The sequence below is a fragment of the Mycobacterium sp. E2497 genome, assembly GCF_001668695.1.
Lineage (GTDB): Bacteria > Actinomycetota > Actinomycetes > Mycobacteriales > Mycobacteriaceae > Mycobacterium.
Genome location: NZ_LZKD01000096.1, coordinates 1 through 24,514 on the forward strand (window position 1 = coordinate 1; position 24,514 = coordinate 24,514).

Annotated in this window: 21 protein-coding genes and 1 pseudogene; 17 read left to right on the forward strand and 5 right to left on the reverse strand. The window is 70.0% G+C overall.

The features are described 5' to 3' along the window. From A5713_RS07215 to A5713_RS07240, 6 genes are all read left to right on the forward strand, one after another. Window positions 1-1,228: AMP-binding protein (locus tag A5713_RS07215; protein ID WP_156751785.1), on the forward strand; the 1,228-nt coding region annotated here is incomplete at its 5' end. Continuing rightward, window positions 1,225-5,634 (forward strand): non-ribosomal peptide synthetase, encoded by a 4,410-nt coding sequence (locus A5713_RS07220; RefSeq protein WP_068094127.1) that lies wholly within the window; start codon window positions 1,225-1,227, stop codon window positions 5,632-5,634. The genes A5713_RS07215 and A5713_RS07220, both read left to right, overlap by 4 nt. Then, on the forward strand, window positions 5,631-6,926 hold the full coding sequence (mbtG, locus tag A5713_RS07225) for an NADPH-dependent L-lysine N(6)-monooxygenase MbtG (protein ID WP_068094077.1): 1,296 nt from the start codon (window positions 5,631-5,633) through the stop codon (window positions 6,924-6,926). Before A5713_RS07220 ends, mbtG begins: the two co-directional genes overlap by 4 nt. Beyond that, window positions 6,904-7,119, forward strand: coding sequence for an MbtH family protein (locus A5713_RS07230; RefSeq protein WP_067918919.1), 216 nt, complete (start codon window positions 6,904-6,906; stop codon window positions 7,117-7,119). Before mbtG ends, A5713_RS07230 begins: the two co-directional genes overlap by 23 nt. Before the next feature lie 176 nt (window positions 7,120-7,295). Continuing rightward, window positions 7,296-7,811 (forward strand): hypothetical protein, encoded by a 516-nt coding sequence (locus A5713_RS07235; protein ID WP_068094130.1) that lies wholly within the window; start codon window positions 7,296-7,298, stop codon window positions 7,809-7,811. 177 nt (window positions 7,812-7,988) lie between these two features. Continuing rightward, window positions 7,989-8,513, forward strand: a complete 525-nt coding sequence (locus A5713_RS07240; RefSeq protein ID WP_067918920.1) for a hypothetical protein — start codon at window positions 7,989-7,991, stop codon at window positions 8,511-8,513. On the opposite strand, the gene A5713_RS07245 is transcribed toward A5713_RS07240, so the two are convergent. The 3 genes from A5713_RS07245 to A5713_RS07255 form a co-directional block, all read right to left on the reverse strand. Beyond that, on the reverse strand, window positions 8,507-9,400 hold the full coding sequence (locus A5713_RS07245; protein WP_068094078.1) for a sigma-70 family RNA polymerase sigma factor: 894 nt from the start codon (window positions 9,398-9,400) through the stop codon (window positions 8,507-8,509). The two genes, A5713_RS07240 and A5713_RS07245, sit on opposite strands and share 7 nt — an antisense overlap. Further along, on the reverse strand, window positions 9,397-9,999 hold the full coding sequence (locus A5713_RS07250; protein ID WP_068094080.1) for a carboxymuconolactone decarboxylase family protein: 603 nt from the start codon (window positions 9,997-9,999) through the stop codon (window positions 9,397-9,399). The genes A5713_RS07245 and A5713_RS07250 overlap by 4 nt, the downstream gene beginning before the upstream one ends. A 78-nt stretch (window positions 10,000-10,077) precedes the next feature. Further along, window positions 10,078-10,392 carry a type II toxin-antitoxin system VapB family antitoxin gene (locus tag A5713_RS07255; protein WP_067918923.1) on the reverse strand — a complete coding sequence of 105 codons (315 nt, stop codon included), beginning with the start codon at window positions 10,390-10,392 and terminating at the stop codon, window positions 10,078-10,080. 212 nt (window positions 10,393-10,604) lie between these two features. Between A5713_RS07255 and hrcA the strand changes: the two genes are divergently transcribed. From hrcA to era, 8 genes are all read left to right on the forward strand, one after another. Then, window positions 10,605-11,636: a heat-inducible transcriptional repressor HrcA gene (gene hrcA / locus A5713_RS07260; protein ID WP_068053640.1), complete on the forward strand. Its 1,032-nt coding sequence runs from the start codon at window positions 10,605-10,607 to the stop codon at window positions 11,634-11,636. 58 nt (window positions 11,637-11,694) lie between these two features. Next, window positions 11,695-12,840 carry a molecular chaperone DnaJ gene (gene dnaJ / locus A5713_RS07265; RefSeq protein ID WP_068094083.1) on the forward strand — a complete coding sequence of 382 codons (1,146 nt, stop codon included), beginning with the start codon at window positions 11,695-11,697 and terminating at the stop codon, window positions 12,838-12,840. 110 nt (window positions 12,841-12,950) lie between these two features. Then, window positions 12,951-13,712: a 16S rRNA (uracil(1498)-N(3))-methyltransferase gene (locus tag A5713_RS07270; RefSeq protein WP_067924351.1), complete on the forward strand. Its 762-nt coding sequence runs from the start codon at window positions 12,951-12,953 to the stop codon at window positions 13,710-13,712. 97 nt (window positions 13,713-13,809) lie between these two features. Then, the gene (locus A5713_RS07275; protein ID WP_068094085.1) at window positions 13,810-14,868 is read left to right on the forward strand and encodes a PhoH family protein; all 1,059 of its coding nucleotides are present in this window, start codon (window positions 13,810-13,812) and stop codon (window positions 14,866-14,868) included. 17 nt (window positions 14,869-14,885) lie between these two features. Next, window positions 14,886-15,419 (forward strand): rRNA maturation RNase YbeY, encoded by a 534-nt coding sequence (ybeY, locus tag A5713_RS07280; RefSeq protein ID WP_067924357.1) that lies wholly within the window; start codon window positions 14,886-14,888, stop codon window positions 15,417-15,419. Beyond that, a complete protein-coding gene (locus A5713_RS07285; RefSeq protein ID WP_068094087.1) occupies window positions 15,416-16,705 on the forward strand; it encodes a hypothetical protein in 1,290 nt (429 codons plus the stop codon). Before ybeY ends, A5713_RS07285 begins: the two co-directional genes overlap by 4 nt. After that, a complete protein-coding gene (locus A5713_RS07290) occupies window positions 16,702-18,015 on the forward strand; it encodes a hemolysin family protein (RefSeq protein WP_067924366.1) in 1,314 nt (437 codons plus the stop codon). Before A5713_RS07285 ends, A5713_RS07290 begins: the two co-directional genes overlap by 4 nt. An 18-nt stretch (window positions 18,016-18,033) precedes the next feature. Next, window positions 18,034-18,933, forward strand: coding sequence for a GTPase Era (gene era / locus A5713_RS07295; RefSeq protein WP_067924367.1), 900 nt, complete (start codon window positions 18,034-18,036; stop codon window positions 18,931-18,933). Between the two features lie 139 nt (window positions 18,934-19,072). Here era and A5713_RS07300 read toward each other — a convergent pair. Continuing rightward, window positions 19,073-20,531, reverse strand: a pseudogene (locus A5713_RS07300) (aminotransferase class I/II-fold pyridoxal phosphate-dependent enzyme). Window positions 20,532-20,707: 176 nt separating this feature from the next. After that, on the reverse strand, window positions 20,708-22,207 hold the full coding sequence (locus tag A5713_RS07305; protein WP_068094089.1) for an amidase: 1,500 nt from the start codon (window positions 22,205-22,207) through the stop codon (window positions 20,708-20,710). A gap of 62 nt (window positions 22,208-22,269) precedes the next feature. On the opposite strand from A5713_RS07305, the gene recO reads away from it, so the two are divergent. The 3 genes from recO to A5713_RS07320 all read left to right on the forward strand — a co-directional run bounded on the left by recO (window position 22,270) and on the right by A5713_RS07320 (window position 24,495). Next, window positions 22,270-23,067, forward strand: coding sequence for a DNA repair protein RecO (gene recO, locus A5713_RS07310; RefSeq protein ID WP_068094097.1), 798 nt, complete (start codon window positions 22,270-22,272; stop codon window positions 23,065-23,067). Then, window positions 23,060-23,953, forward strand: coding sequence for a decaprenyl diphosphate synthase (locus A5713_RS07315; RefSeq protein ID WP_369804376.1), 894 nt, complete (start codon window positions 23,060-23,062; stop codon window positions 23,951-23,953). Before recO ends, A5713_RS07315 begins: the two co-directional genes overlap by 8 nt. Before the next feature lie 113 nt (window positions 23,954-24,066). Next, window positions 24,067-24,495, forward strand: coding sequence for a hypothetical protein (locus A5713_RS07320; protein WP_068094103.1), 429 nt, complete (start codon window positions 24,067-24,069; stop codon window positions 24,493-24,495). The last annotated feature ends 19 nt before the right edge of the window (window positions 24,496-24,514 follow it).

Here is a 24,514-nt window from a genome sequence, read left to right on the forward strand (position 1 = left end):
GGAGCCGATGTTGTTCAACAGCTCGGTGCCCGCGCCGGAGCACACCGAAACGAGTCGCTGCAGGAGCGCGGTGCCCAGCCTGGTCTCCGCCCTGATCGACAGCCGGCCCGGCGCGGTGCGGGCACTGTCCCGCCTGGTGTGTGGCGGAGAACCGGTGGGCACCGCGCTCCTGCAGCGACTCGTTTCGGTGTGCTCCGGCGCGGGCACCGAGCTGTTGAACAACATCGGCTCCACCGAGACGTCCGGTGCGGTGTGCCGCGGGAGGCTGGAGCCGCCGCGTCCGCTGGTGGGCAAGCCGGTCCCGGGGGCCGCCGCCTACCTGCTCGACGACGCGCTGCGGCCGGTGCCGGTCGGGGTGGTCGGTGAGCTGTATTACGCCGGCGACCAACTGGTCCGGGGCTACTGGAAGCGGCCCGGGCTCACCGCCACCCGGTTCGTGGCCAATCCCTATGCGACCGAACCGGGTTCGCGCCTCTACCGCAGCGGCGACCTTGCCCGCTGGACCCAGCACGGCCTGCTGGAGTTCGTCGGGCGCTCCGACCATCAGGTACAGGTGCGCGGTTTCCGGGTCGAATTGGGCGAGGTCGAGGCGGCGCTGGCGGGGGTCGACGGCGTCGCCGCCGCGGCCGCCCGCACCTGGGAACTGCATGGGGGCACGTCGCTCGCAGGATACGTTGTGCCACAACGGCTTATCGTCGAGGACGCCGAGAAGGCCTCGTTCGCATCGGAGGTCCGCGCCGCGATCGGCGCGGCGCTGCCGGGCTACATGATGCCGTCGTCGTTGACCGTCCTTGACGCGCTCCCCAAGACCGAGTCGGGCAAGCTGAACCGGCCCGGGCTGCCGCGACCGGCGGTCAGCACCAGCGGACAGACGGAACCGTCGCGCACCGACACCGAACGCGCGCTGGCCAAGGTGTTCGCCGAGCTGCTGTCGACGCCCGAGGTGGGTCGCTTCGACGACTTCTTCGCGCTGGGCGGTGACAGCATCCTGTCGGTGCAGCTGGCCTCGCGGGCGCGGGCCGCCGGCCTGGCGGTCAGTCCGCGGATGATCTTCGAGAACCCGACGGTGCAGCAGCTGGCGGCCGCTCTCGACGCATGGGGCGAGAACGGAAATGAGGCCGAGCCGGCCGACGCCCGGTTCGAGCCGATGAGCGCATCCGGGCTGTCGGCCGAGGATCTCGCCGCCGTGACGCAGCTGTGGTCGTCGTCGCGCGACGGTACGCCATGACGGCCACCAGGGACGTCGCGCCCGGCATCGAGGACGTGATGGCGCTCAGCCCGCTGCAAGAGGGCCTGTATTCGCTGACCACGCTCGCCGAATTCGGCGACGGCGACACCGCCGAGGATCCGTACGTGATCGGGATGGCCGCAGACATCTCCGGTGCGCTCGATGTCGCGCTGCTCCGTGATTGCGCGGCAAAGATGTTGGAGCGACACCCCAACCTGCGGGCCAGCTTCTTCAGCCGCGGCATCGCGCGCCCGGTGCAGATCGTGCCGTCCCGGGTCGACCTGCCGTGGCGCACCGTCGCCGCCGCGTTCGAGGATGTGCCGGCGTTGGAGGCGGCCGAACGCCGCAGGCCGTTCGACCTCGAACACGGGCCGGCAATCCGCTTCCTGTTGGTCGAACTGCCCGGCGCGCAATGGCGTTTGGTGCTCACCGCCCACCACATCGTGATCGATGGTTGGTCGTTGCCCGTGTTCGTCAACGAGATGATGATGCTGTACCGGGCCGGTGGTGACCTGTCGGCGCTGCCCGTCACCCCGCGGCCGTACCGCGATTACATCGGCTGGCTGGCGAGTCGCGATCCGGAAGCGAGCCAACGGGTCTGGCGGGAACACCTGGCCGGCCTTGCGGGCCCCACCCTGCTGTCGGCGGCGCTGGGGTCGACGGAGGACCGGCGGACCGGGCTGCCCCGCACCACCGAACTGCGGGTGCCGGCCGCGGCCGCCGCGCGCATGGTCGAGCAGACCCGTTCCCGGGGCATCACCGTCAGCACCCTGATGCAGATGGCGTGGGCGCTGGTGTTGTCCCGGTTGACCGACACCGAGGATGTGGTTTTCGGGGTCACGGTCTCGGGCAGGCCGCCCGAACTGGCCGGCGTGGAGACCATGATCGGTCTGTTCGTCAACACCGTGCCCATGCGGGTGCGACTCGACCCGGCCGTCACCGTCGGCGAGCAATGCCGGGCCGTGCAGCGCGACGCCGCGCTGCTGCGCGAGCACGGCTACCTCGGACACGCGCAGCTGCGGGCACTCGCCGGGGTCGGGGAGATGTTCGACACCCTGCTGGTCTACGAGAACTTCCCATTGGACGGCCTGACCGCCGGCGCCGAATTGACCGCCGCCGGTGCGACATTCCGGCCGTCGGCGCTGCAAACCCTGTCGCATTTCCCGATCACCGTCGCGGCCCACATGGCGGGCGGCGAACTGGTGGTCCTGGTCGAGGCGATCGACGGCGCGCTGGGCGCCGTCCCCGCCGCCGGGCTGGGCCGGCGGGTGCTCGCCACCGCCGAGCGCCTGCTGCACGACTGGGAGCGTCCGCTGCACCGGGTCAGCGTGCTCTTCGAGGACGAGGAGGTCGCCTCGCAAGCCGGGGACGCTCCCGCCCCGGCGCCGGCCGGCATCCACACGCGCTTCGCCGACGTCGCCGCCAGTACCCCGGACAGCCTCGCAGTGGGCTGGGCGGGCGGCGCGCTGACTTATCGCGAACTGGACGCGCTCGCCAACGGCCTGGCAGCCAGGCTCGCGGACCGCGGCGTGCGGTGCGAAACCCCGGTCGCCATACGGCTTTTCCGCGGCCCGCAGTACATCGTCGCGATCCTCGCGGTGCTCAAGGTCGGTGGCGTGTGCGTGCCGATGGAGCCGGGGACGCCCCCCGAACGGGTGGCATCGATGCTGCGCCAATCCGGCGCGTCCCTCGTGATCGACGACCAGTGGCTCTCGGCCGGGGTATCACCCGGTGCCGACTTTCGCGCGGCCGACGTGCCGCCCGGCCAGGCGGCCTACGTCGTCTTCACCTCGGGCACCACGGGAGAACCCAAGGGCGTCATCGGAACTCACGCGGCGGTGACGGCCTACGCCGACGACCACCTGGACAAGGTGTTGCGGCCCGCGGCCGCCCGGCTGGGCCGACCGCTGCGCATCGCGCACGCATGGTCGTTCGCGTTCGACGCCGCCTGGCAGCCGTTGGTCGCGCTGCTCGACGGCCACGCCGTGCACGTCGTGGACGAGCACACGCAGACCGACGCCGAGGCGCTGGTCGCGGCGATCGCCCAACACGGCGTGGACATGATCGACACCACCCCATCGATGTTTGCCCAACTCACGTCATGCGGTTTGCTGACCAGGGTTCCGCTGGAGGTGCTGGCGCTGGGCGGCGAAGCGCTCGGTACCGCGGCCTGGAACCTGATCCGAGCCGAGTGCGCGCGTACGGGCATGACGGCCTACAACTGCTACGGCCCCACCGAGACCACGGTCGAGGCGGTGGTCGCCGCCATCGCGGAGCACGGCGAACCGTCGATCGGGCGGCCGACGCTGCACACCCGCGGCTACGTGCTGGACTCCGCGCTGCGCCCGGTGCCGTGCGGTGCGACCGGTGAGCTCTACCTTGGTGGCGCCCAGCTGGCCCGCGGATACGTCGGCCGGGCCGCGGAAACCAGCGGCCGATTCGTGGCCGACCCGTTCGCGGCCGGCGAACGCATGTACCGCACCGGCGATTTGGTGCGTCGGGCTGCCGGCGGCGCGCTCCAGTACGTGGGCCGCGCCGACGCGCAGGTGAAGATCCGCGGTTACCGCGTCGAGCCCGGCGAGATCGCGGCCGTCCTCGAATCGCATCCCGCCGTCCGGCATGCGGGCGTGCTGGTGCGCCGGCGGCGCGGCGTCGCGCGCCTGACCGCCTACGTCGTCGTCGCCGACGCGGCACCGCGCCCGCCGTCGCCGGCCGAACTGCGCGGCATGCTCGGCTCCCGGTTGCCGCGCTACATGATTCCGCAGCGCATCGTCACGGTCGACGAAATCCCGCTCACGGTCAACGGCAAGCTGGACGAGGCCGCGCTGAGCGCCCTCGACACCACCGAACCGGACTCCGCCCGGGCCGAGCCCGAAACCCCTACCGAAGCCGCACTGGCCGAAGTGCTTTCGGGACTGCTGGGACATCCCCGAGTGGATGTGGCCGCGGACTTCCTGCAGCTGGGCCTGGACAGCATTACGGCCCTGTCGGTGGTGCAGGCGGCCCGCGCTCGGGGGATCGCCCTGCGCGCCAGGCTGATCCTCGAGTGCGCCAACATCCGCGAGGTGGCTGAAGCGATTGACTCCGAAAACCGCGCCGCGACAAACGATGTCGACGACGGCACCGAACCCATGCCCGTGCTCCCCAACGGCCGCTGGCTCTACGAATACGGCGAGCCGCGGCGCCTGGCGCAGACCGAGGCCATCCGGCTGCCCGACGGTGTCACCCGCGAGCATCTGGACACCGCGCTGGTGGGCATCGTGCGCGGTCACGAGGTGCTGCGCGCCCGCCTGGACCGCGCCGCGATGACCCTGGTCCCGGCGCGGACCGCCGGGATCGACCTCCTCGAAGTCGCGATCGAAGGCGACCCGCGGGCTGCCGTCCCCGGTCACGTCGCGCGGTCCGTCGACCGCCTGGACCCGGAGCGGGGAGCGCTCCTGGCCGCGGTGTGGCTTCATCCCCCGGCCGGGCCGAGCGTGCTGCTGCTGACCGCCCACGTCCTGGCGATGGACCCGGCGTCGTGGCGAGTGGTACTCGGCGAATTGGACGCCGCGCTAACGGCTTTGGCCACCGGTCACCCGCCCGCCCCGGTCCGGGAGCACACCGGCTACCGGCGCTGGGCCGGCGCGCTCGTCGAGCGCGCCCACCGGCTGGACACGGTGCGGTTCTGGGCCGCCCAGTCCGAGGGTGCGGATCCCGACCTCGGCGCCCGGCGGGTCGACCCGGGGCGCGACCGGGCCCGCGACCTGACCGTCCGCATGATGGCCGCCGACGCCGACACCACCCGCCGGCTGCTGGAGTCGGGCCTGCCGTTGCCGCACCTGTTGATCGCCGCCACTGCGGCGATGGTGACGCGGTGGCGGCGCTCCCGCCATCAGGCCACCCCGCCGCCCCTGCTGGCGCTGGAAACCCACGGGCGCGCCGACGCTCTCGTCGACGGGCCGGGGGCGCACGTCCTCGACACCGGCGACACCGTCGGACTGCTGAGTTCCATCTACCCGATCCGGGTGCCGTCGGCCGATCCGCGCAGCGTGGGGGAGCAGCTGGCGGCCATCCCCGGCGACGGGCTGGACTACGGCCTGCTGCGCTACCTGCGCCCCGACACCGCCGAGCGCCTCGCCCCGCTGCCCGGCCCACAATTGCTGCTGAACTACCTCGGCGCCGCCCACTCCGGCGGCGGGACCGGTCTCACCCTCGAGCGCGAGCTCCTCGCCGGGGTGTCGCCGCAACCGGAGCCCGATCTGGCGGTGCGTCACGAGCTCACCATCGTGGCCGCCATGCTCACGTTCGACGGTCAGCGCGTGCTGGCCGCGCAGTGGCGCACGCTGCCCGGCATTCTCGGCGATGCCGACATCGCTGAGCTGCAACGCCTTTGGATCGAATCGCTGCGGGAGACGGTGACATGAGCAGACTTGGGATCCTGGGCGCGGGAGCCAAGGCGGTCGCCGTGGCGGCCAAGGCGTCCGTGCTGCGGGACATGGGCATCGACGCCCCCGAGGTGGTCGCGGTCGAACGGATCGGTGTCGCGGCCAACTGGCAGGCCAGCGGCGGCTGGACCGACGGAGCGCACCGGCTGGGCACCAGCCCGGAAAAGGACGTCGGGTTTCCGTACCGGTCGGCGCTGGTCCCCCGCCGCAACGCCGAACTCGACGAGCGGATGACCCGCTACAGCTGGCAGTCCTATCTGATCGCGACGGCGGCGTTCGCCGAGTGGATCGACCGGGGCCGGCCGGCCCCGACTCATCGCAAGTGGAGTCAATACCTGGGCTGGGTCGCCGACCAGATCGGCCTCGACGTCGTGCACGGCGAGGTGGAACGGTTGGCCGTCAGCGGCGACCAATGGGCCCTGCACACCCACGAGACCACCGTGCACGCGGACGCGCTGATGATCACCGGGCCTGGACAGGCCGAGAAGTCGTTGCTGCCCGGCAACCCACGGATGCTCTCGATCGCCCAGTTCTGGGACCGGGCCGCCGGTCACGACCGGATCAGCGCCGAGCGGGTGGCGGTGATCGGCGGGGGCGAGACGGCCGCGTCCATGCTCAACGAGCTGTTCCGGCACCGGGTTTCGACCATCACCGTCATTTCACCGCAGGTGACGCTGTTCACCCGTGGGGAGAGCTTCTTCGAGAACTCGCTGTTCTCCGACCCCACCGACTGGAGCGCCTTGACGCTGGCCGAGCGCCGTGACGCGCTGGCCCGAACCGACCGCGGGGTGTTCTCGGCCAACGTGCAGGAGGCCCTGCTGGCCGACGACCGCATCCGCCACCTGCGGGGCAGGGTGGCCCACGCGGTGGGCCGGGACGGGCAGATCCGGTTGACCCTGTCCACCAACCGCGGCAGCGAAAACCTCGAGACGGTACACGGTTTCGACCTGGTCATCGACGGCTCCGGCGCCGACGCGCTGTGGTTCACGTCGTTGTTCGGGCAGGACGTGCTGGACCTGCTGGAGCTCGGCCTCGGCGGACCGCTGACCGCCGACACCCTGCAGGAGGCGATCGGCTACGACCTGGCCGTCACCGACGTCAAGCCCAAGCTGTTTCTGCCCAACCTGTCCGGACTGACGCAGGGGCCGGGATTTCCCAACCTCAGCTGCTTGGGATTGTTGTCCGACCGGATACTGGGGTCCAGTGGCGGCTTGGTGGGCCCGTCCACGCACATGACAAGGAGACGCGATGAGCATCAACCCCTTCGATGACGAAAACGGCACCTTCTTCGTTCTGGTCAACGACGAGGACCAGCACAGCCTGTGGCCCAGCTTCGCCGACAAACCGGCCGGCTGGCGGGTGGTCCACGGCGAAGCGAGCCGCGCCGAGTGCCTGGAGTACATCGAACAGAATTGGACCGACATCCGACCGAAGAGTCTCCAGGAATCGCTCAAGCGACGCTGACACCCGGTGCACGCCGCCGTAGCGTCACCGTAACGTGACCGGCCCGAGACGCAAATGCCGGTCACACCAGGCACACTTACACCAACCAAACCGTGGTAACGCGTAACCGTGTGGGGGACAACGTCACTGAAATCCCGTCATGGTGCACGCGCATCGAAGGGGGAACCGTGAACACCATGAAGACCTGGAAGACCATCGCCACCGGCGTGGCGGCGTTCGCCGTCGTAGGGGGAGCCGCCGGTGGCGCATTCGTCACAGCGCCGATGGATCAGGTGCAGCTGGCCGCGCTCGGCGCGCCGTTGCCGCAGGACCCGCCACCGCCACCGCCGGCCCCGGGAGCGCTGCCGACCGCCGAACAGTTGTCGACCCTGTGCAACCAGGCCACCGACCCGGGCGTCTCCTACACGACCAAGAACAACCTGGTCGAAAACGGCATCAGCCCCGACGAGGGCCACGTTGCCGACCACGATCTGCGAAAGGCCTACCGCAACGGGAACTTTCCGGAGACCTTCGCCGTGACCAACATCGCGCCGGCCGGCCCCAACATGGCCCAGGCCGACGTGGCCATCTCGGGTCCGAAGTTCGCCGGGCCGGTGCAAAAGCACCTGGTGTTCGTCAACCAGGGCGGGAACTGGGTCCTGCAGCACGACGCCGCCATCGCCCTGATCCAGGCCGCGACGGCTACCAACTAGGCGGCCGGTACTCTGGGCGGCCACACAGTCAGCGCATAGGTTGTGCATGTTGTCTTCACATGGCCCGGCCGTAACGTAGCCGTGCCGAGTCGCGAAACAACAGGAGTAGCAGGCGCGTTGACACACGCCAGATGTGTGGGTCGTTTCCAACGATTCGTGCCCGTCGAAGGGGGAACCATGAAAACCGTTAAGTTGCTCGCCACCGGCGTGGCGGCCTTCGCCGTCATCGGGGGCGCGGCCGCCGCCGCGGCGTCCAGCGTGGCGCCGGTGGACCAGGTACGGCTCGCCGCGGTCGGCGCGCCGTCCCCCGCAAGCGGGTGGTACCCCCAGCCGCAGGATCCGGCTCCGGTCGCCGCCGACGTCCCGACCGCCGACCAGCTGACCGGGGTGCTGAACAGCCTGGCCGACCCGAGCGTGCCCTTCGCCAGCAAGAGCAACCTGGTCCAGGGCGGCATCAGCGGGATCGAGGCGCACGTCGCCGACAAGAAGCTGCAGAAGGCGGCCAAGAACGGCGACCTGCCGCTGTCGTTCGACATCACGAACATCCAGCCCTCCGCCGCCGGTACGGCCACCGCCGACGTCGCGGTCTCCGGTCCGAAGCTGACGTCGCCGGTCACCCAGAACATCACGTTTGTCAACCAGGGCGGCTGGGTGCTGTCGCGGGCGTCGGCGATGGAGTTGCTGCAGGCCGCCGGTCAGTGATCGGCGCGCAGCGCGCGCAGGTCTGATCCGGCGACGCGGGCGGGGTCGGCCAGGACGTCGATCGAGGCGACCAGGCCGTCGCGCACCACGAAGCCCATGATCGCCGTCGCCCGGCCGGCCACGAAGATCACCGCGCCCGCGGCGCCGTTGACCGTCGCGGCGCGCACCTCGCGGTCCGGACCCGCATAGCCGCGGGCCAGCTTCGCGACGGCGGACGCCCCCTCGGCGCGGAAACCGGCGGTGCCGTGCCCGAAGTCGCCGCGCAGCACCACGTCGGGATTCAGCACCGCCACCAGGCGGTCGAAGTCGCCGCTTCGGCCCGCCGCGAAGAAGGCGTCCACAGCCTCCCGCTGGGCGAGCATGTCGCCGTCCGGAGTCGGCTCGGCCTCCTCGATGCGTCGGCGTGCCCGGCTGGCCAGCTTTCGGGTGGCCTCCGGCGTCCGGCCGACGATGGGTGCGATCCGGTCGAACGGCACGGCGAAGACGTCGTGCAGCACGAACGCCAGGCGCTGCTCCGGCGGCAAGGTGTCCAGCACGACGAACAACGCCAGCCCCACCGCGTCGGCCAGCATCGCCCGGCGTTCCGGGTCGAATTCGCCTTCGGCTTCCACGATCGGATCCGGCAGGACCAGGATCGGCTCCTCTCGCCCGCGGGCCCGGCGATCGCGCAGCATGTTCAGACAGATGCGGGCCACCACGGTGGTCAGCCACGCGTCCAGGTTGGCGATTTCGTCAGCGCCTTCGGCGCCCCGGCCGTTGAGCCGCAGCCACGTTTCCTGCACGGCGTCCTGCGCGTCGTCGATCGAGCCCAGCATGCGGTAGGCGATGGCGCCCAGCTGCGGCCGCACCGCCTCGAACCGCTCGGTCACCGAAGCATCCGCGGTCACGTGCCACCGCCGCCGGTGTCGGGCAGGGCGCAGACCCGGTCGCCGGAAAAGCCGGACGAGCCGATCCCGAGCGCGAGGTTGAACCGGGCGCGCAGGTTCCCCAGCGTGATGACGTGGGTGAGCCCGACGAGTTGGGCGGTGTCGAAATGGGCGCGCAGCGCGTCGAAGAGCTCGTCGCTGACCTCGACCGGGGTCCGGCTGATCGCGGCGGCGTAGTCGAGGATCAGCTTGTCGACCTCGGAGAAGCAGGCGGCGTTTCGATAGTCCGCCATCCCGAGCAGTTCCTCATCGGTGATGCCCCACTGGCGGGCGATCTGCGAACCCAGGTCGATGCAGTACTCGCAGCGCACGGTCGTCGCCGATTTCAGCTCCGCGAGAGCGCGGTGGCGGGGGCTGAGGATGTCCAGCTTCGACTCGGCCTGCTCGAGCTTGCCGTACGCGTTGAGCAGCCGGGGAATGTGCGCGTACATCCGCAGCGGTTCCAGCATCCCGGCCGTCTGCAGACCGGTCATCTGTGCCAGCTTGCGCTTGGTGAAGAAGAAGGCGACCCTGGCGCCCAGGCCGGCGTCGCGGTCGGAGACCCCTGGCAACCTGGACATGGCATCCTCCTAGCGAGTTGGGGTGTGAACCAACGTCCTCACTAAGTCGACACCGGGCGCCGCACAAACGTGACCGGGCTACCGCGGCGGCCCCGGCGCCATGTCCATGTCGAACACCCGCGCGTGCAGCACGGTGCGGTTCCGCAACGCCGCCCGGACCGCCCGGTGCAGCCCATCCTCGAGATACGTGACGCCCTTCCACCGCACCGCGTGCGGGAACAGGTCGCCGTAGAAGGTCGAGTCCTCCGACAGCAGGCGGTCCAGCGCGAGCACCGTCGTCGTGGTGACCAGTTCGTCGAGCCGGATCTGCTGCGGCGGAATCTGGGCCCAGTCGCGGTAGGACAGCCCGTGCTCGGGATACGGCTTGCCCTCGCGCACGCCCTTGAAGATCATCGGCCGATCTTCCGCGACGCGCTGCCATCACCGGACCGGTTCATGCTGGACAGGCTAGTCGGAGGACGCGGCGTCAGCGTCGAAGCCGCCCGAATCGCGGTGGGCCCCCCGTTCGCCGTCGCCGGGCGCCGGCGAACGGCTGCTGGTAACGGTTGGCATGACTCGGGACCCGTAAAATGGACCGGTCAACGCGGTGCAGGGAGGTGACACGAGTGGGAAGTGCCGACGATCGTCGCTTCGAGGTGTTGCGTGCCATCGTCGCCGATTTCGTTGCCACCAAGGAACCAATCGGTTCCAAGAGCCTGGTGGAGCGTCATAACTTGGGCGTCTCGTCCGCGACCATCCGCAACGATATGGCCGTGCTGGAGGCCGAGGGTTACATCACCCAGCCGCACACCAGCTCCGGCCGCGTGCCGACGGAGAAGGGCTACCGCGAATTCGTCGATCGCCTCCACGACGTCAAGCCGCTGTCCTCGGCCGAGCGGAGCGCGATCCTGAGCTTCCTCGAGTCCGGTGTCGACCTGGACGACGTGCTGCGCCGGGCGGTACGGCTGCTGGCCCAGCTGACCCGCCAGGTGGCGGTGGTGCAATACCCGACGCTGACGTCGTCCACCGTGCGCCACCTCGAAGTGATCGCGCTGACCCCGGCCCGGCTGCTGATGGTGGTCATCACCGACACGGGCCGCGTGGATCAGCGCATCGTCGAGCTCGGCGACGTGATCGACGACCACCAGCTGTCGCAGCTTCGCGAGATGCTGGGCCAGGCGCTGGTCGGCAAGAAGCTCTCGGCGGCCTCGATCGCGGTGGCCGACCTGGCCGGGCAGCTCCGCGCCCCGGACGGCCTGGGCGACGCCGTCGGCCGCTCGGCGACGGTGTTGCTGGAGTCGCTGGTGGAACACAGCGAAGAACGCTTGCTGATGGGCGGTACCGCCAATCTCACGCGCAACGCCGCCGATTTCGGCGGCTCGCTGCGCTCCATCCTGGAAGCGCTCGAGGAGCAGGTGGTGGTGCTGCGGTTGCTGGCGGCCCAGCAGGAAGCCGGTAAGGTGACGGTGCGCATCGGCCATGAGACGGCCGCCGAGGAGATGGCGGGCACCTCGATGGTGACCACCGCCTACGGCACCTCCGACACCGTCTTCGGCGGGATGGGTGTGCTGGGGCCCACCCGGATGGACTATCCGGGAACTATTGCCAGCGTCGCCGCGGTTGCCCTATACATCGGCGAAGTCCTGGGTGCTCGATGAACGCGCACCCGCAGTATGCGCAGGCGCGGGATAAAGACCAGGTTTAGGAGAGTCAGGCGTGGCACGCGACTATTACGGGCTGCTCGGCGTGAGCAGAAACGCCAGCGACGCGGAGATCAAGCGCGCGTACCGCAAACTGGCGCGCGAACTGCATCCCGACGTCAACCCGGATGAGGCCGCGCAGGCCAAGTTCAAGGAGATCAGCGTCGCCTACGAGGTGCTCAATGATCCCGAGAAGCGGCGCATCGTCGACCTGGGTGGCGATCCGCTGGAGAACGCCGCCGCGGGCGGCGGTTTCGGTGGCGGTTTCGGCGGCCTGGGTGACGTGTTCGAGGCCTTCTTCGGCGGCGGCTTCAGCGGCGGCGCCACCTCCCGCGGTCCCATGGGCCGGGTGCGGCCCGGCTCGGACTCCCTGCTGCGGATGCGCCTCGACCTCGAGGAGTGCGCGACCGGTGTGACCAAGCAGGTCACCGTCGACACCGCGGTGCTGTGCGACCGCTGCCAGGGCAAGGGCACCAACGGCGATTCCGTGCCGGTGCCGTGCGACACGTGCGGCGGCCGCGGCGAGGTCCAGACGGTGCAGCGCTCGCTGCTGGGTCAGGTGATGACCTCGCGCCCGTGTCCCACCTGCCGCGGCGTCGGCGTGGTCATCCCGGATCCCTGCCACCAGTGCATGGGCGACGGCCGGGTCCGGGCCCGCCGCGAGATCAGCGTCAAGATCCCCGCCGGGGTCGGCGACGGCATGCGGGTGCGGCTGGCCGCCCAGGGCGAGGTCGGACCCGGGGGCGGCCCGGCCGGCGACCTGTACGTCGAGGTTCACGAGCAGCCCCACGACGTCTTCGTGCGCGAAGGTGACGACCTGCACTGCACGGTGTCGGTGCCCATGGCCGACGCGGCCCTGGGCGCCACGATCACCGTCGACGCCATCCTGGACGGCCTCAGCGAGGTCACGATTCCGCCGGGCACGCAACCGAATTCGGTCATCACGCTGCGCGGACACGGCATGCCGCACCTGCGCTCGGGCACCCGGGGCGACCTGCACGTCCACGTCGAGGTGGTGGTGCCCAGCCGGCTTGATCACCACGACACCGAACTGCTGCGGGAGCTGAAGAACCGGCGCAGCCGCGACGTGCCCGAGGTCCGCTCGACGCACAGCGGCGGTGGGCTGTTCAGCCGGCTGCGTGAGACCTTCACCGGGCGCTAGTCGCTTCGCAAGGCGCATCGAGTGTGCGGTCTATGGACGATATGAGGCCCGTTTTGCTACCTAGCACCCACGCTCGGCGTCGCGTTCGGTCGGCGGCGTAGGAGAAACCCATGGTCGCGACCCTGTTCTACGTCGACGCACTGCCCGACGTCGGGTCGCTGGCCCTGGTCGAGGGTGACGAGGGGTTCCACGCCGCCACCGTGCGGCGGATCCGTCCCGGCGAACAACTGGTCCTCGGCGACGGGGCCGGCGGCCTGGCGCATTGTGAGGTCGAGCACGCCGGCCGCGACGGGTTGCGGGCCCGGGTGCTGAAGCGCTGGAGCGTCGCGCCCGGCCGGCCGTCGGTGACGGTGGTCCAGGCGCTGCCCAAGTCCGACCGGTCGGAGCTGGCCGTCGAGCTCGCCACCGAAGCCGGCGCCGACGCGTTCCTGGCCTGGCAGGCGGCCCGGTGCGTGGCCGCCTGGCAGGGCCCCCGCGCGGACAAGGGCCTGCGCCGGTGGCGGGCCGTCGCCCGGTCCGCGGCCCGGCAATCCCGACGGGCGCACATCCCGCCCGTCGACGGCGTGCTGTCCACCGCGGCGCTGACCCGGCGGATCCGCGACGACGTGGCCGCCGGGGCGGTGGTGCTGGCGTTACACGAGTCGGCGACCGACCCGCTGGCCCACCTCGACGTCGCCCGTGCGACGTCCCTGGTTCTCGTGGTGGGTCCCGAAGGCGGCATCGCCCCCGACGAGATCACCGCGTTGACCGACGCGGGGGCGCGACCGGTGCGGCTGGGCCCGCAGGTGCTGCGCACCTCGACGGCCGCGGCGGTGGCGCTGGGGGCGCTCGGCGTGCTCACGCCACGCTGGGACGACGCTTCCACCCTCTGATTCCGCGGCTGAAGGCTGGCCAACGCGGGGTCCGGGCGTAGACTTAGGCAGCCGAGCAAACCACCGACAAGCCGAGAAAGCAGGCATCGAGAACCACGTGACGCCCCGCGAGACCAGCGCTGTTGACGCAGCCGGAGGCCTCCAGGCCAACGCCCGAGTACGCAGCAGCATCGATGTTCCGCCCGATGTCGTCGTCGGCTTGTTGGGCTCGGCAGACGAAAACCTCCGCGCGTTGGAACGCAGCCTCAGTGCCGACCTGCACGTGCGTGGCAACGCCGTGACGGTCTCGGGTGCGCCGGCCGACGTCGCGCTCGCCGAGCGGGCGATCTCCGAGCTGGTCGCGATCGTCGCCAACGGGCAGCCGCTGACCCCGGAGGTGGTCCACCACAGCGTGGCGATGCTGGCCGGCACCGACAACGAGTCACCGGCCGAGGTGCTCACCCTGGACATCCTGTCCCGGCGCGGAAAGACGATCCGGCCCAAGACGCTCAACCAGAAGCGCTACGTCGACGCGATCGACGCCAACACCATCGTCTTCGGGGTCGGCCCGGCCGGCACCGGGAAGACGTATCTGGCGATGGCCAAGGCGGTCAGCGCGCTGCAGACCAAACAGGTCAACCGCATCATCCTGACCCGGCCGGCGGTGGAAGCCGGTGAGCGCCTTGGGTTCCTGCCGGGCACGCTGAGCGAAAAGATCGACCCGTACCTGCGGCCGCTGTACGACGCGCTCTACGACATGATGGATCCAGAGCTGATCCCCAAGCTGATGTCCGCCGGGGTCATCGAGGTGGCGCCGCTGGCGTACATGCGTGGCCGCACGCTGAATTCGGCCTTCATTGTCCTCGACGAGGCGCAGAACACCACGGCCGAGCAGATGAAGATGTTCCTCACCCGGCTGGGGTTCGGCTCCAAGATGGTCATCACCGGGGACATCACCCAGGTGGATCTTCCCGGCGGCGCCAGGTCGGGCCTGCGGTCGGCGATCGAGATCCTGGACAGCGTCGAGGACATCCACATCGCGGAGCTCACCAGCGCGGACGTGGTGCGCCACCGGCTGGTTTCCGAAATCGTGGACGCCTACGCGAAATTCGAGGAGCCCGGGCTGGCGATGAACCGGGCGGCCCGGCGCGCGTCGGGCTCCCGCGGGCGCCGGTGATAGGGCCGTAAGCAGCTATGAGCATCGAGGTATCCAACGAGTCGGGCATCGACGTCTCCGAAACCGAGTTGATCAGCGTGGCACGGTTTGTCATCGCCAAGATGGACGTCAACCCGGCCGCCGAGCTGTCGATGGTGCTGCTGGACACCGCGGCGATGGCCGACCTGCACATGCGCTGGATGGACCTGCCCGGGCCGACGGACGTGATGAGCTTCCCGATGGACGAGCTCGAGCCGGGAGGCCGGCCCGACGCCCCCGAGCCGGGGCCGTCGATGCTGGGCGACATCGTGCTGTGCCCGGAATTCGCCGCCGGGCAGGCCGACGCGGCGGGCCACAGCCTGGGCCACGAGCTGGCGCTGCTGACCATCCACGGCGTGCTTCATCTGCTGGGATACGACCACGGCGAGCCGGACGAGGAAAAGGAAATGTTCGCCCTGCAGGACCGGTTGCTCGAGGAATGGGTTGCCGAGCAGGTCGAGTCCTACCGGCAGGACCGCCAGCTGGAGCGGGACCGCCGGTTGCTGGACAAGTCGAGGTATTTCGACAATTGAGCCGACTTCGAATACTGGGAATCGCGGCCGCGGCCGCCATCACCTTCGCACCGATCACGTTGGTGGCCACCACGATCGGTGCGGCGGAGGCGGCCCCCTGCGCCGGCAACGGGTCGAACCCGGCCAGCTGCAATTGGTGTCAGTATCTCGTGGCGCAGTACCACACCTCCAACGTGTGCTCCCAGGACGCGCCGCCCCGCCGGGCTCAGCCGTCCCCGACCCCGGTGCAGGTCCCCGAGCTCCCGCCGTACGTGCCGCCGGCCCCGGAGCCGGTGCATGCGCCGCCGGTCATCCCCCCGAACCTGCCGCCCCCCAACGCGGTCCCGACGATCAGTCCGCCGGGACCCGACGCGTCGAGGAACGTCTCGGTGGTGGCGCCGCCGCGGGGGCTGGACGTCGCGCCACAGGCCGTCGCGGGGGCCAAGACCGCGGCACCGACGCGCGTCAATCCGGCCGCCCCGCCGCCACCGCCGACGCAGGTCGACTTCAACCAGCGGGTGCAGAACGTGGTCAACACCCACCGGGAGAACGTCGACGTCCTCAAGGTCGACAATCAGCGGCTGATCCGGCCCCGCCACTGGGACTACGTCGACTACGACGACGCCTATCGCCGCCCCGCGCTGTTCAACCCTCTCAAAGAGGGCATGGTCTTCCGCTACTCCTACAACGGCGCCGACCGGGAGGCGTACCTGCCGGCCGGAGCCCGCATCGTGCTGGACGCCGCGACTGTCGGCGTGGTTCCGTTCACCGCGGTCGGTGACAGCTGGGTGGCGGCGGGCAGCTTCTATGGCGGTGGCTCGGTACCGCCGGACGGCTTCAACGGCCCCCCGCCGCCGGACTTCAAGCCGCCGGCGCCGCCCAAGGTGTATCAGAACGTGCTGGTCGCCGTCCCCGCCGCCAACCAGACGTTGGAGGTCGCGCAAGTGGCGGTGGTGGGCCGGGACGAAAGCCAGCCCGGGGGCAGTCAGCAGACCTTCCTGCTCGACGACTCCACGATGGCCTGGGGCGAGATCAACGACTCGAGCAGCAGCAACGCCCAAATCAGGGTGACGAAGACTCAGTCGTTGCCGCACGCCGGGCCGACCGACGACGGCAGCTTCCTGGTGGTGCTGGCCGTCCGCCCGCACGAGGAGCCGCCGCAACCCGCCCAGCCCTGGTGGCCCTCGGCCCTGGGCTACGGGGCGCTGGGGGTGTTCGTCGGCCTCACCGCCTGGGCGCTCAACCGCAAGCGGAGTGACGACGAGGTACGGGAGCCCGTCAGCACGTCAAGGTCCTCCGGCAGTTGACCGGCCTGTCTTGGCTGCTCGGCGCGATGGCGCTGATCGCCATCGGCGGGCTGTTCGCGGCGATCGACGCCGCCATCAGCACGGTGTCGCTGGCCCGGGTCCAGGAGCTGGTGCGCGAGGAGCGACCCGGCGCGGTGTCGCTGGCGGAGGTGATGGCTGAGCGGCCGCGCTACATCAACCTGGTTGTGCTGCTGCGGATCACCTGCGAGGTCACGGCGACCGTGCTGCTGGTGCTGTTCCTGTACGACAACTTCGGGCTGAACTGGGCGTTGTTCGGCGCCGCGGCCACCATGGTGGTGATGAGCTTCGTCGTCATCGGGGTCGGGCCGCGCACCCTCGGCCGCCAGCACGCGTATTCCATCTCGTTGACGACGGCCGTTCCGCTGCGCCTCATTTCGTGGTTGTTGATGCCGTTGAGCCGGTTGCTGGTGGTCCTGGGTAATGCGCTGACACCCGGCCGCGGCTTGCGCAACGGGCCGTTCGCGTCCGAGATCGAACTGCGCGAGGTCGTCGACCTGGCCCAGCAGCGCGGCGTGGTCGCCGCCGACGAACGCCGGATGATCGAGTCGGTGTTCGAGCTCGGTGATACCCCGGCCCGCGAGGTGATGGTGCCGCGCACCGAGATGATCTGGATCGAAAGTGACAAGCTCGCCAGTCAGGCGCTGAACCTGGCGGTGCGCAGCGGGCATTCCCGCCTGCCCGTGATCGGGGAGAATGTCGACGACATCGTCGGCGTGGTATACCTCAAAGACCTTGTGCAGCAAAGCTTTTTGTCGGGTGACGGCGGCCGGGGCATCACCGTGGCGCAGGTGATGCGCCCGGCGGTCTTCGTACCGGACTCCAAGCCGCTGGACACGCTGCTGCGCGAAATGCAGCGGGACCGCAACCACATGGCCCTCCTGGTCGACGAGTACGGCGCGATAGCCGGCCTGGTGAGCATCGAAGACGTGCTGGAGGAGATCGTCGGCGAGATCGCCGACGAGTACGACCAGGCGGAGACGGCGCCGATAGAAGACCTGGGCGACAAACGTTTCCGCGTCTCGGCGCGGCTGCCGATCGAGGACCTCGGCGAGCTGTACGACGTGGACTTCGACGACGATCTCGACGTCGATACCGTCGGCGGTCTGCTCGCCCTGGAGCTGGGCCGGGTGCCCCTGCCGGGCGCCGAGGTGGTCTCGCACGGTTTGCGGCTGCAGGCCGAGGGCGGCACCGACCACCGCGGGCGGGTGCGGGTCGGGACCGTCCTGTTGAGCCCGGCCGAGCCGGAGTCCAACGGCTCCCGTGAACCCGGGGCGGACGAGCATGGCTGAGCGGCGGGGTGGGGTGACATGACCGAATTCCATTCGGGCTTCGTCTGTTTGGTCGGCAGGCCCAACACCGGCAAGTCGACGCTGACCAACGCGCTCGTCGGCACCAAGGTGGCGATCACCTCGACGCGGCCGCAGACCACCCGGCACACCATCCGCGGAATCGTCCACCGCGACGACTTCCAGATCATCCTCGTCGACACGCCCGGCCTGCACCGGCCGCGCACCCTGCTGGGCAAGCGGCTCAACGACCTCGTGCGCGACACCTACGCCGAAGTCGACGTCATCGGGTTGTGCATCCCGGCCGACGAGGCGATCGGCCCGGGGGACAGGTGGATCGTCGACCAAATCCGTTCGACCGCAGCGAAAACGACGCTGGTGGCCATCGTCACCAAGATCGACAAGGTGCCCAGGGACCGGGTGGCCGCCCAGTTGGTCGCGGTCAGTGAACTCGTCGGCGACTCGGCCGAGATCGTGCCCGTCTCTGCGACGACCGGGACGCAGGTAGACGTCCTGATCGACGTGCTGGCGGCGGCGCTGCCCGTCGGTCCGGCGTATTACCCCGACGGTGAGCTGACCGACGAACCCGAGGAGGTGCTGATGGCGGAGCTCATCCGCGAGGCCGCCCTGGAGGGGGTCCGCGACGAGCTGCCGCACTCGTTGGCGGTGGTCATCGACGAGGTCAGCCCGCGGGAGGGCCGCGACGATCTGATCGACGTGCACGCGCTGCTCTACGTCGAGCGCGACAGCCAAAAGGGCATCATCATCGGCAAGGGCGGCGCCCGGCTGCGGGAGGTGGGTACTGCCGCGCGCGGCCAGATCGAAAAGCTGCTCGGCACCAAGGTGTACCTCGACCTGCGCGTCAAGGTCGCCAAGAACTGGCAGAGCGACCCCAAACAGCTTGGTCGGCTGGGCTTTTAGACCGCCAGGACAAGTTCTTCACCGTCCGGTTCGGTCCTCGTCAAGGCCAGGGGCGGCCAACCGCGTGCTGCCCGACAGCGTCAAAGCCGTTGGCAACCGCGTGATGTCGCGGCCGCGCGCCGGCTGACCAGAGTCAGGGTCACGCCAGCACCCGGATGGTCCGCAGCGACGGATCCGCCGCGTCGGGGACGTTCATCCCGGCCCGCACACCGGAACACAGGTAATCCAGCACGGCGTCGTTGAGGCGCTCGCCGGGCACCACGGCGGGAATCCCCGGCGGATACGGGGTGCATTGCTCGGCGGCGACGCGACCGGCGGCCCGGTCGGTCGGCACGGTCTCGACGCGCCCGAAGAACGCGTCGCGCGGCAGGCAGACCGTCTCCAGCTGCAGTTGCTCGGGTGACGGTAGGTCGATGGGCGGTGGCGGGTCGAATCCGTCGGCGGCCTTGCGCCAGTCCGTGAGCGCGTCGACGAGGCGGCCGGCGGTGTCCTTGTCGTCGGCCATGGACAGCGTCGCCAGAATGCGGCGGTGATCGCTCATCCCGGTGTCCAGGTGCGCGTGCTCGCGCAGCCAGTCATGGGCCTGATAACCCGAGGTGCCCGTCGCGGACACGTCCATCAACACCTGCAGCCGATCCAGGTCATGGGAGGCCTGCACGCCGAGCAACTCGTCGTCGAGCACCTTCACGTCGGGGATGGCTTCGATGTCGCGACGCAGCTGACGGGCGAGATCCAGTGCACCGCCCAGCAATTCGTGCCCACGCTGCACCATCTGGCGGCGCCAGCCGTCCATGGCTGCGTACACCAGGACGTTGGGGCTGGTGGTCATCAGCAGGTCCGCGCACGCCGAGAGCCGGTCCTGGTCGATCCGGTCGCCCTGCACGTGGAACACGGAGCCCTGCTCGAAACCTGTTCCCATCTTGTGAATGCTGACCACGCAGACGTCCGCACCGGCGTCCATCGCCCACGTCGGCAGGTCCTCGTGGAACGGCAGGTGCGCGCCCCACGCCTCGTCGATGATCAACGGCTTGCCGCGCGCGTGGCACACCTCGGCGATCCCGGCGATGTCGGCACACGTGCCGTAGGGGCTGGGGCTCACGACGAGCGCGCCGGCGGCATCGGGGTGCTTCTCCCAGGCCTCCTGTACCTGCTGCGGCGACGGTGGGTGCGAGAAATGATGCTCGGCGTCCCAGCGGGGGGTGATCCACCGGGGTTGCACGCCGGAGAAGATCAGCCCCGCCACTATCGACTTGTGGCTGTCGCGGCTGACCAGCAGGCTGCCGTCGCCGCCGGCCACGGCCATCATCGCCGCCTTGACCGACAGGGAGCTGCCCGCAGGTGGAGAACCAGGCGACGTCGGCACCCACGGCCTGGGCCATCAGGTCCTCGGCGTGCTTCAGGTATTGGTGGCTGGTCCTGCGGTCGTCCAGCCCGCCGCTGGCCAGCACGTCGTCGGCGAACGGCTCGCGGCCCAGGACCGCCAGGACCCGTTCATCGGTGCCGCGGCCCTGCCGGTGACCGGGCGGGGTGAACCCGTACCGGTTCTTCTCGCGGTAATCGACCAGCGCATCTAACAGCGGTGCATCAGATTGGTCCATCGGCTCGGAATACCCGCCTTGATGGGCGCTATGCGACCGTGGCCTCGAGCAACCCGTGCTCGCTGCACCGCTCCAGATCGTCGGATCGGTGCACCGCGGTCAATTACCCGGTGTGGTCTTCGGCAACCCAAGCCGCTCAAGCGAAGTCGACACCAGGCAGCGCACCGGTCGACGTTTCACCTCCGCGCCGGCGGTGCGCCCGCCACCGGCGGCGTGCCCGTTTCGGCGTTCCACCACATCGTGGGCTGCCTGGTCGACCATCCGCAGACGGCCTCCAGCTCTGCGGCCAGCGAGATCAGCATGCCTTCGCTGTTGGCGGGCCCCATCAACTGCACGCCGATCGGCAGCCCCTCGGAGGTGAATCCGGCCGGCACGTTGATCGACGGCCACCCCAGCACGTTCCACGCGAACGTGGCCGGGCACGCGGCGATCATGGCCCGATCGGTGCCGAAGCTGCCCAACCGGTCGAACGCGCGCGCCAGCGGCGGCGGTTGGGCCGTGGTCGGGGCCAGGACGACGTCGACGATGTCGAAGATCGAACCCACCCGCCGCTGGAGGGCGGCTTCATGCCGGCGCGCGGTCCGCAGGATGGCCTGGCCCAGGACATGGCCCACGCGCAGGTTCGCCAGCGTGCGGGGGTCGAGGATCACGCCGTCGCCCAGTCGCTCCTCCCAATCCCGCAGGCCGGCGGTGGACCGCGCGAGGAAGTCCCACGACAGCCGCAGGCCGTAGTCGGGATTTCCGGGCACCACCGTGTGGCCGAGCAGCTCGAGCTGCGTGGCCACGGCTCGCGTCGCGGCCAGGATCTCGGGATGCAGCTTGGGCCGAAACCCGGTGTAGGGGAACCGCGTTGACAGCGCGATGTTCAGCGGGCCGGGCGCGATACCGACATAGTCGGACGCGGTGATCGGGGGCGGCTTGTGCCGGTCGCCCTCGACGTTGCCCGACGCCGCGTCGAGCACCAACGCCGCGTCGGCCACCGTGCGGGCCAGCACGCCGTTGACCGTGATGCCGTTGAACGCGTCCGGCAGCGGCCAGGTGGAGATGCGGCCACGCTGCGGTTTGATGCCGACCAGGTGCGTCCACGCGGCGGGGACGCGAATGCTGCCGGCGCCGTCGGAGCCGATCGCGGCGGTGACCAGCCCCGCGGCCACCGCGGCCGCGCTGCCCCCCGACGAGCCGCCCGGGGTGTGCCGGCGTGACCAGGGGTTACGGGTGTGCCCGAATCCGGGTCCGCTGGTGAACGGCCACTGACCCAGTTCGCAGGTGTTGGTCTTGCCGACGATCACCGCGCCCGCCGCCTTCAGGCGGCGAACGACCTCGGCGTCGTGGGTGGCGGGCGGGACATATCCCTCGGTGCCGAACGCGGTCGGCACCCCGGCAACGTCGACGTCGTCCTTGACCGCGATCGGGATGCCCAGCAACGGCGCCGTGTCCCCGGCCTCGCGGCGACGGTCGGCCGCGGCCGCGTCGGCCAGTGCCGACTCGGTGAGCACCACGCGGAAGGCGTTCAGCGTCGGCTGGCTCGCGTGGATGGCGTGCAGGGACCGGCGCACCAGTGTGACGGAGGTCACCGAGCGACTCGCCAGCTGATAGAGCAGGTCAGTCAGTGTGGGCAGGCGCTGGCCACCGGATCCGAAAACGGACCCGGCACTCGACTCGGAAGCGCCAATCACGGGGTACGAGACTAATCGGCGCGGATACCAGCATTGTCGCGGCGGGGTGCAAAACTATTGTGATGCGGCTGTATCGAGACCGGGCGGTGGTGTTGCGTCAACACAAGCTCGGCGAGGCCGACCGGATCGTCACCCTGCTCACCCGCGATCACGGGCTGGTTCGGGCGGTGGCAAAGGGGGTCCGTCGCACCCGCAGCAAATTCGGGGCGCGGCTGGAACCGTTCGCGCACATCGACGCGCAACTGCATCCCGGCCGCAACCTCGACATCGTCACCCAGGTTGTCTCGATCGACGCGTTCGCCACCGACATCGTCAGCGACTACGGCCGCTATACCTGCGGGTGCGCGATGCTGGAAACCGCCGAACGCCTCGCCGGTGAGGAGCGGGCCCCCGCCCCGGCCCTGCACCGGCTCACGGTGAGCGCGTTGCGGGCGGTGGCCGACGGCCGCCGGTCCCGGGACCTGCTGCTGGACGCCTATCTGCTGCGCGCCATGGGCATCGCCGGATGGGCGCCGGCGCTCACCGAGTGCGCGCGGTGCGCCACCCCGGGGCCGCATCGCGCGTTCCATGTCGGCGCCGGGGGCAGCGTCTGCGCACACTGCCGTCCGGCCGGTTCGACGACACCGCCGCCGGGCGTGCTGGATCTGATGTCCGCGCTGCACGACGGCGATTGGGAGTTCGCCGACAAGACCCCGCAATCGCACCGCAGCTACGTCAGCGGGCTGGTGGCCGCGCACCTGCAATGGCACCTGGAACGGCAGCTCAAGACGCTGCCACTGGTGGAGCGGACGTATCATGTCGACCGCGCCATCGCGCAGCGGCGTGCCGCGCTGGTCGAGCGGGATCTGGACTGTGGTTAGCAAGGCCGAGCGCAAGCTGGCGTCCACCGTCTTCCCGCAGCTGCCGCCCGCCCCCGACGACTACCCGACCTTCCCCGACAAGTCGACCTGGCCGGTCGTCTTCCCCGAACTGCCTTCATCCGCCGACGGTGGCCCGTGCCGCCCACCGCAACACATCTCGAAGGCCGCCGCTCCCCGGATCCCGGCCGACCGCTTGCCCAACCATGTGGCGATCGTGATGGACGGCAACGGCCGCTGGGCCACCCAACAGGGATTGAGCCGCACCGACGGCCACCGGGCAGGTGAGGCGGTGGTCATCGACATCGTCTGTGGCGCAATCGAAATCGGGGTCAAGTGGCTGAGCCTTTACGCATTCTCCACGGAGAACTGGAAGCGGTCGCCCGAGGAGGTCCGCTTTCTCATGGGCTTCAACCGCGATGTGGTGCGTATGCGCCGCGTGAACCTCAACGCGATCGGGGTCAAGATCCGCTGGGTGGGCTCGCGTCCACGGCTGTGGCGCAGTGTTATCAATGAATTGGCGATCGCGGAAGAGATGACGAAGGGCAACGACGTCATCACCGTCAACTACTGTGTCAACTACGGGGGGCGTGCCGAAATCGCGGACGCTACAAAGGAAATCGCGCGCTTGGCCGCCGCCGGCCGGCTGAACCCGGAGCGCATCACCGAGGCGACGGTGGCACAGCATCTGCAACGGCCCGACATCCCCGACGTGGACCTGTTCCTGCGGACGTCGGGGGAGCAGCGGTCCAGCAACTTCATGCTGTGGCAGGCGGCGTACGCCGAGTACATCTTCCAGGACAAGCTGTGGCCCGACTACGACCGCCGCGACTTGTGGGCGGCGTGCGAGGAATACGCTTCGCGCAACAGAAGATTCGGGAGCGCCTAGTGGGGACCGGAAGCGCGGCGGAGCCGGGCGCACCGGGTCCTCACGGGGATGATTCAGTGGGGACCGGAAGCGCGGCGGAGCCGGGCGCACCGGGTCCTCACGGGGATGATCCGATGCCGTCGTTGCAGGAGCGGCTGGCGTCGGTGCTCGGCGAAGTCCTTCCGGTCGAGGAGGAGTCCGACGGCGCGCTGACGGTGCGCCACGCCGGGACCATCGCGTCGTTGCGGGTGGTTCACATCGCCGACGACCTCGACCTCGTCTCGCTCACCCAGGTCGTGGCGTGGGATCTGCCCCTGACCAAGAAGATCAGCGACCAGGTCGCCAGGCAGGCCCGTGACAGCAACTTCGGCAGCGTCACGCTCGTGGAGAAGGTCAACGCGAAGGCGGTGCAACGCAACTCGGGCAAGGGCGCGGCCAAGAGTGCCGACGTGATGCTGCGGTACAACTTTCCCGGCGCCGGCCTGACCGACGACGCGCTGCGCACCCTGATCCTGCTGGTGCTCGATACGGGCGCCGGCATCCGCAGCGCGCTGACGGCCTGACGGTTCACGGCCGCGAACG

Bases quoted from the DNA above. Each gene is read 5' to 3' on its own strand.
- recO (WP_068094097.1), top strand. From the start codon at position 22,270: ATGCGGCTGTATCGAGACCGGGCGGTGGTGTTGCGTCAACACAAGCTC.
- era (WP_067924367.1), top strand. From the start codon at position 18,034: ATGACCGAATTCCATTCGGGCTTCGTCTGTTTGGTCGGCAGGCCCAAC.
- ybeY (WP_067924357.1), top strand. From the start codon at position 14,886: ATGAGCATCGAGGTATCCAACGAGTCGGGCATCGACGTCTCCGAAACC.
- A5713_RS07220 (WP_068094127.1), top strand. From the start codon at position 1,225: ATGACGGCCACCAGGGACGTCGCGCCCGGCATCGAGGACGTGATGGCG.
- A5713_RS07235 (WP_068094130.1), top strand. From the start codon at position 7,296: ATGAAGACCTGGAAGACCATCGCCACCGGCGTGGCGGCGTTCGCCGTC.
- A5713_RS07255 (WP_067918923.1), bottom strand. From the start codon at position 10,392: ATGATCTTCAAGGGCGTGCGCGAGGGCAAGCCGTATCCCGAGCACGGG.
- A5713_RS07230 (WP_067918919.1), top strand. From the start codon at position 6,904: ATGAGCATCAACCCCTTCGATGACGAAAACGGCACCTTCTTCGTTCTG.
- A5713_RS07270 (WP_067924351.1), top strand. From the start codon at position 12,951: ATGGTCGCGACCCTGTTCTACGTCGACGCACTGCCCGACGTCGGGTCG.
- A5713_RS07250 (WP_068094080.1), bottom strand. From the start codon at position 9,999: ATGTCCAGGTTGCCAGGGGTCTCCGACCGCGACGCCGGCCTGGGCGCC.
- mbtG (WP_068094077.1), top strand. From the start codon at position 5,631: ATGAGCAGACTTGGGATCCTGGGCGCGGGAGCCAAGGCGGTCGCCGTG.
- A5713_RS07320 (WP_068094103.1), top strand. From the start codon at position 24,067: ATGCCGTCGTTGCAGGAGCGGCTGGCGTCGGTGCTCGGCGAAGTCCTT.
- A5713_RS07240 (WP_067918920.1), top strand. From the start codon at position 7,989: ATGAAAACCGTTAAGTTGCTCGCCACCGGCGTGGCGGCCTTCGCCGTC.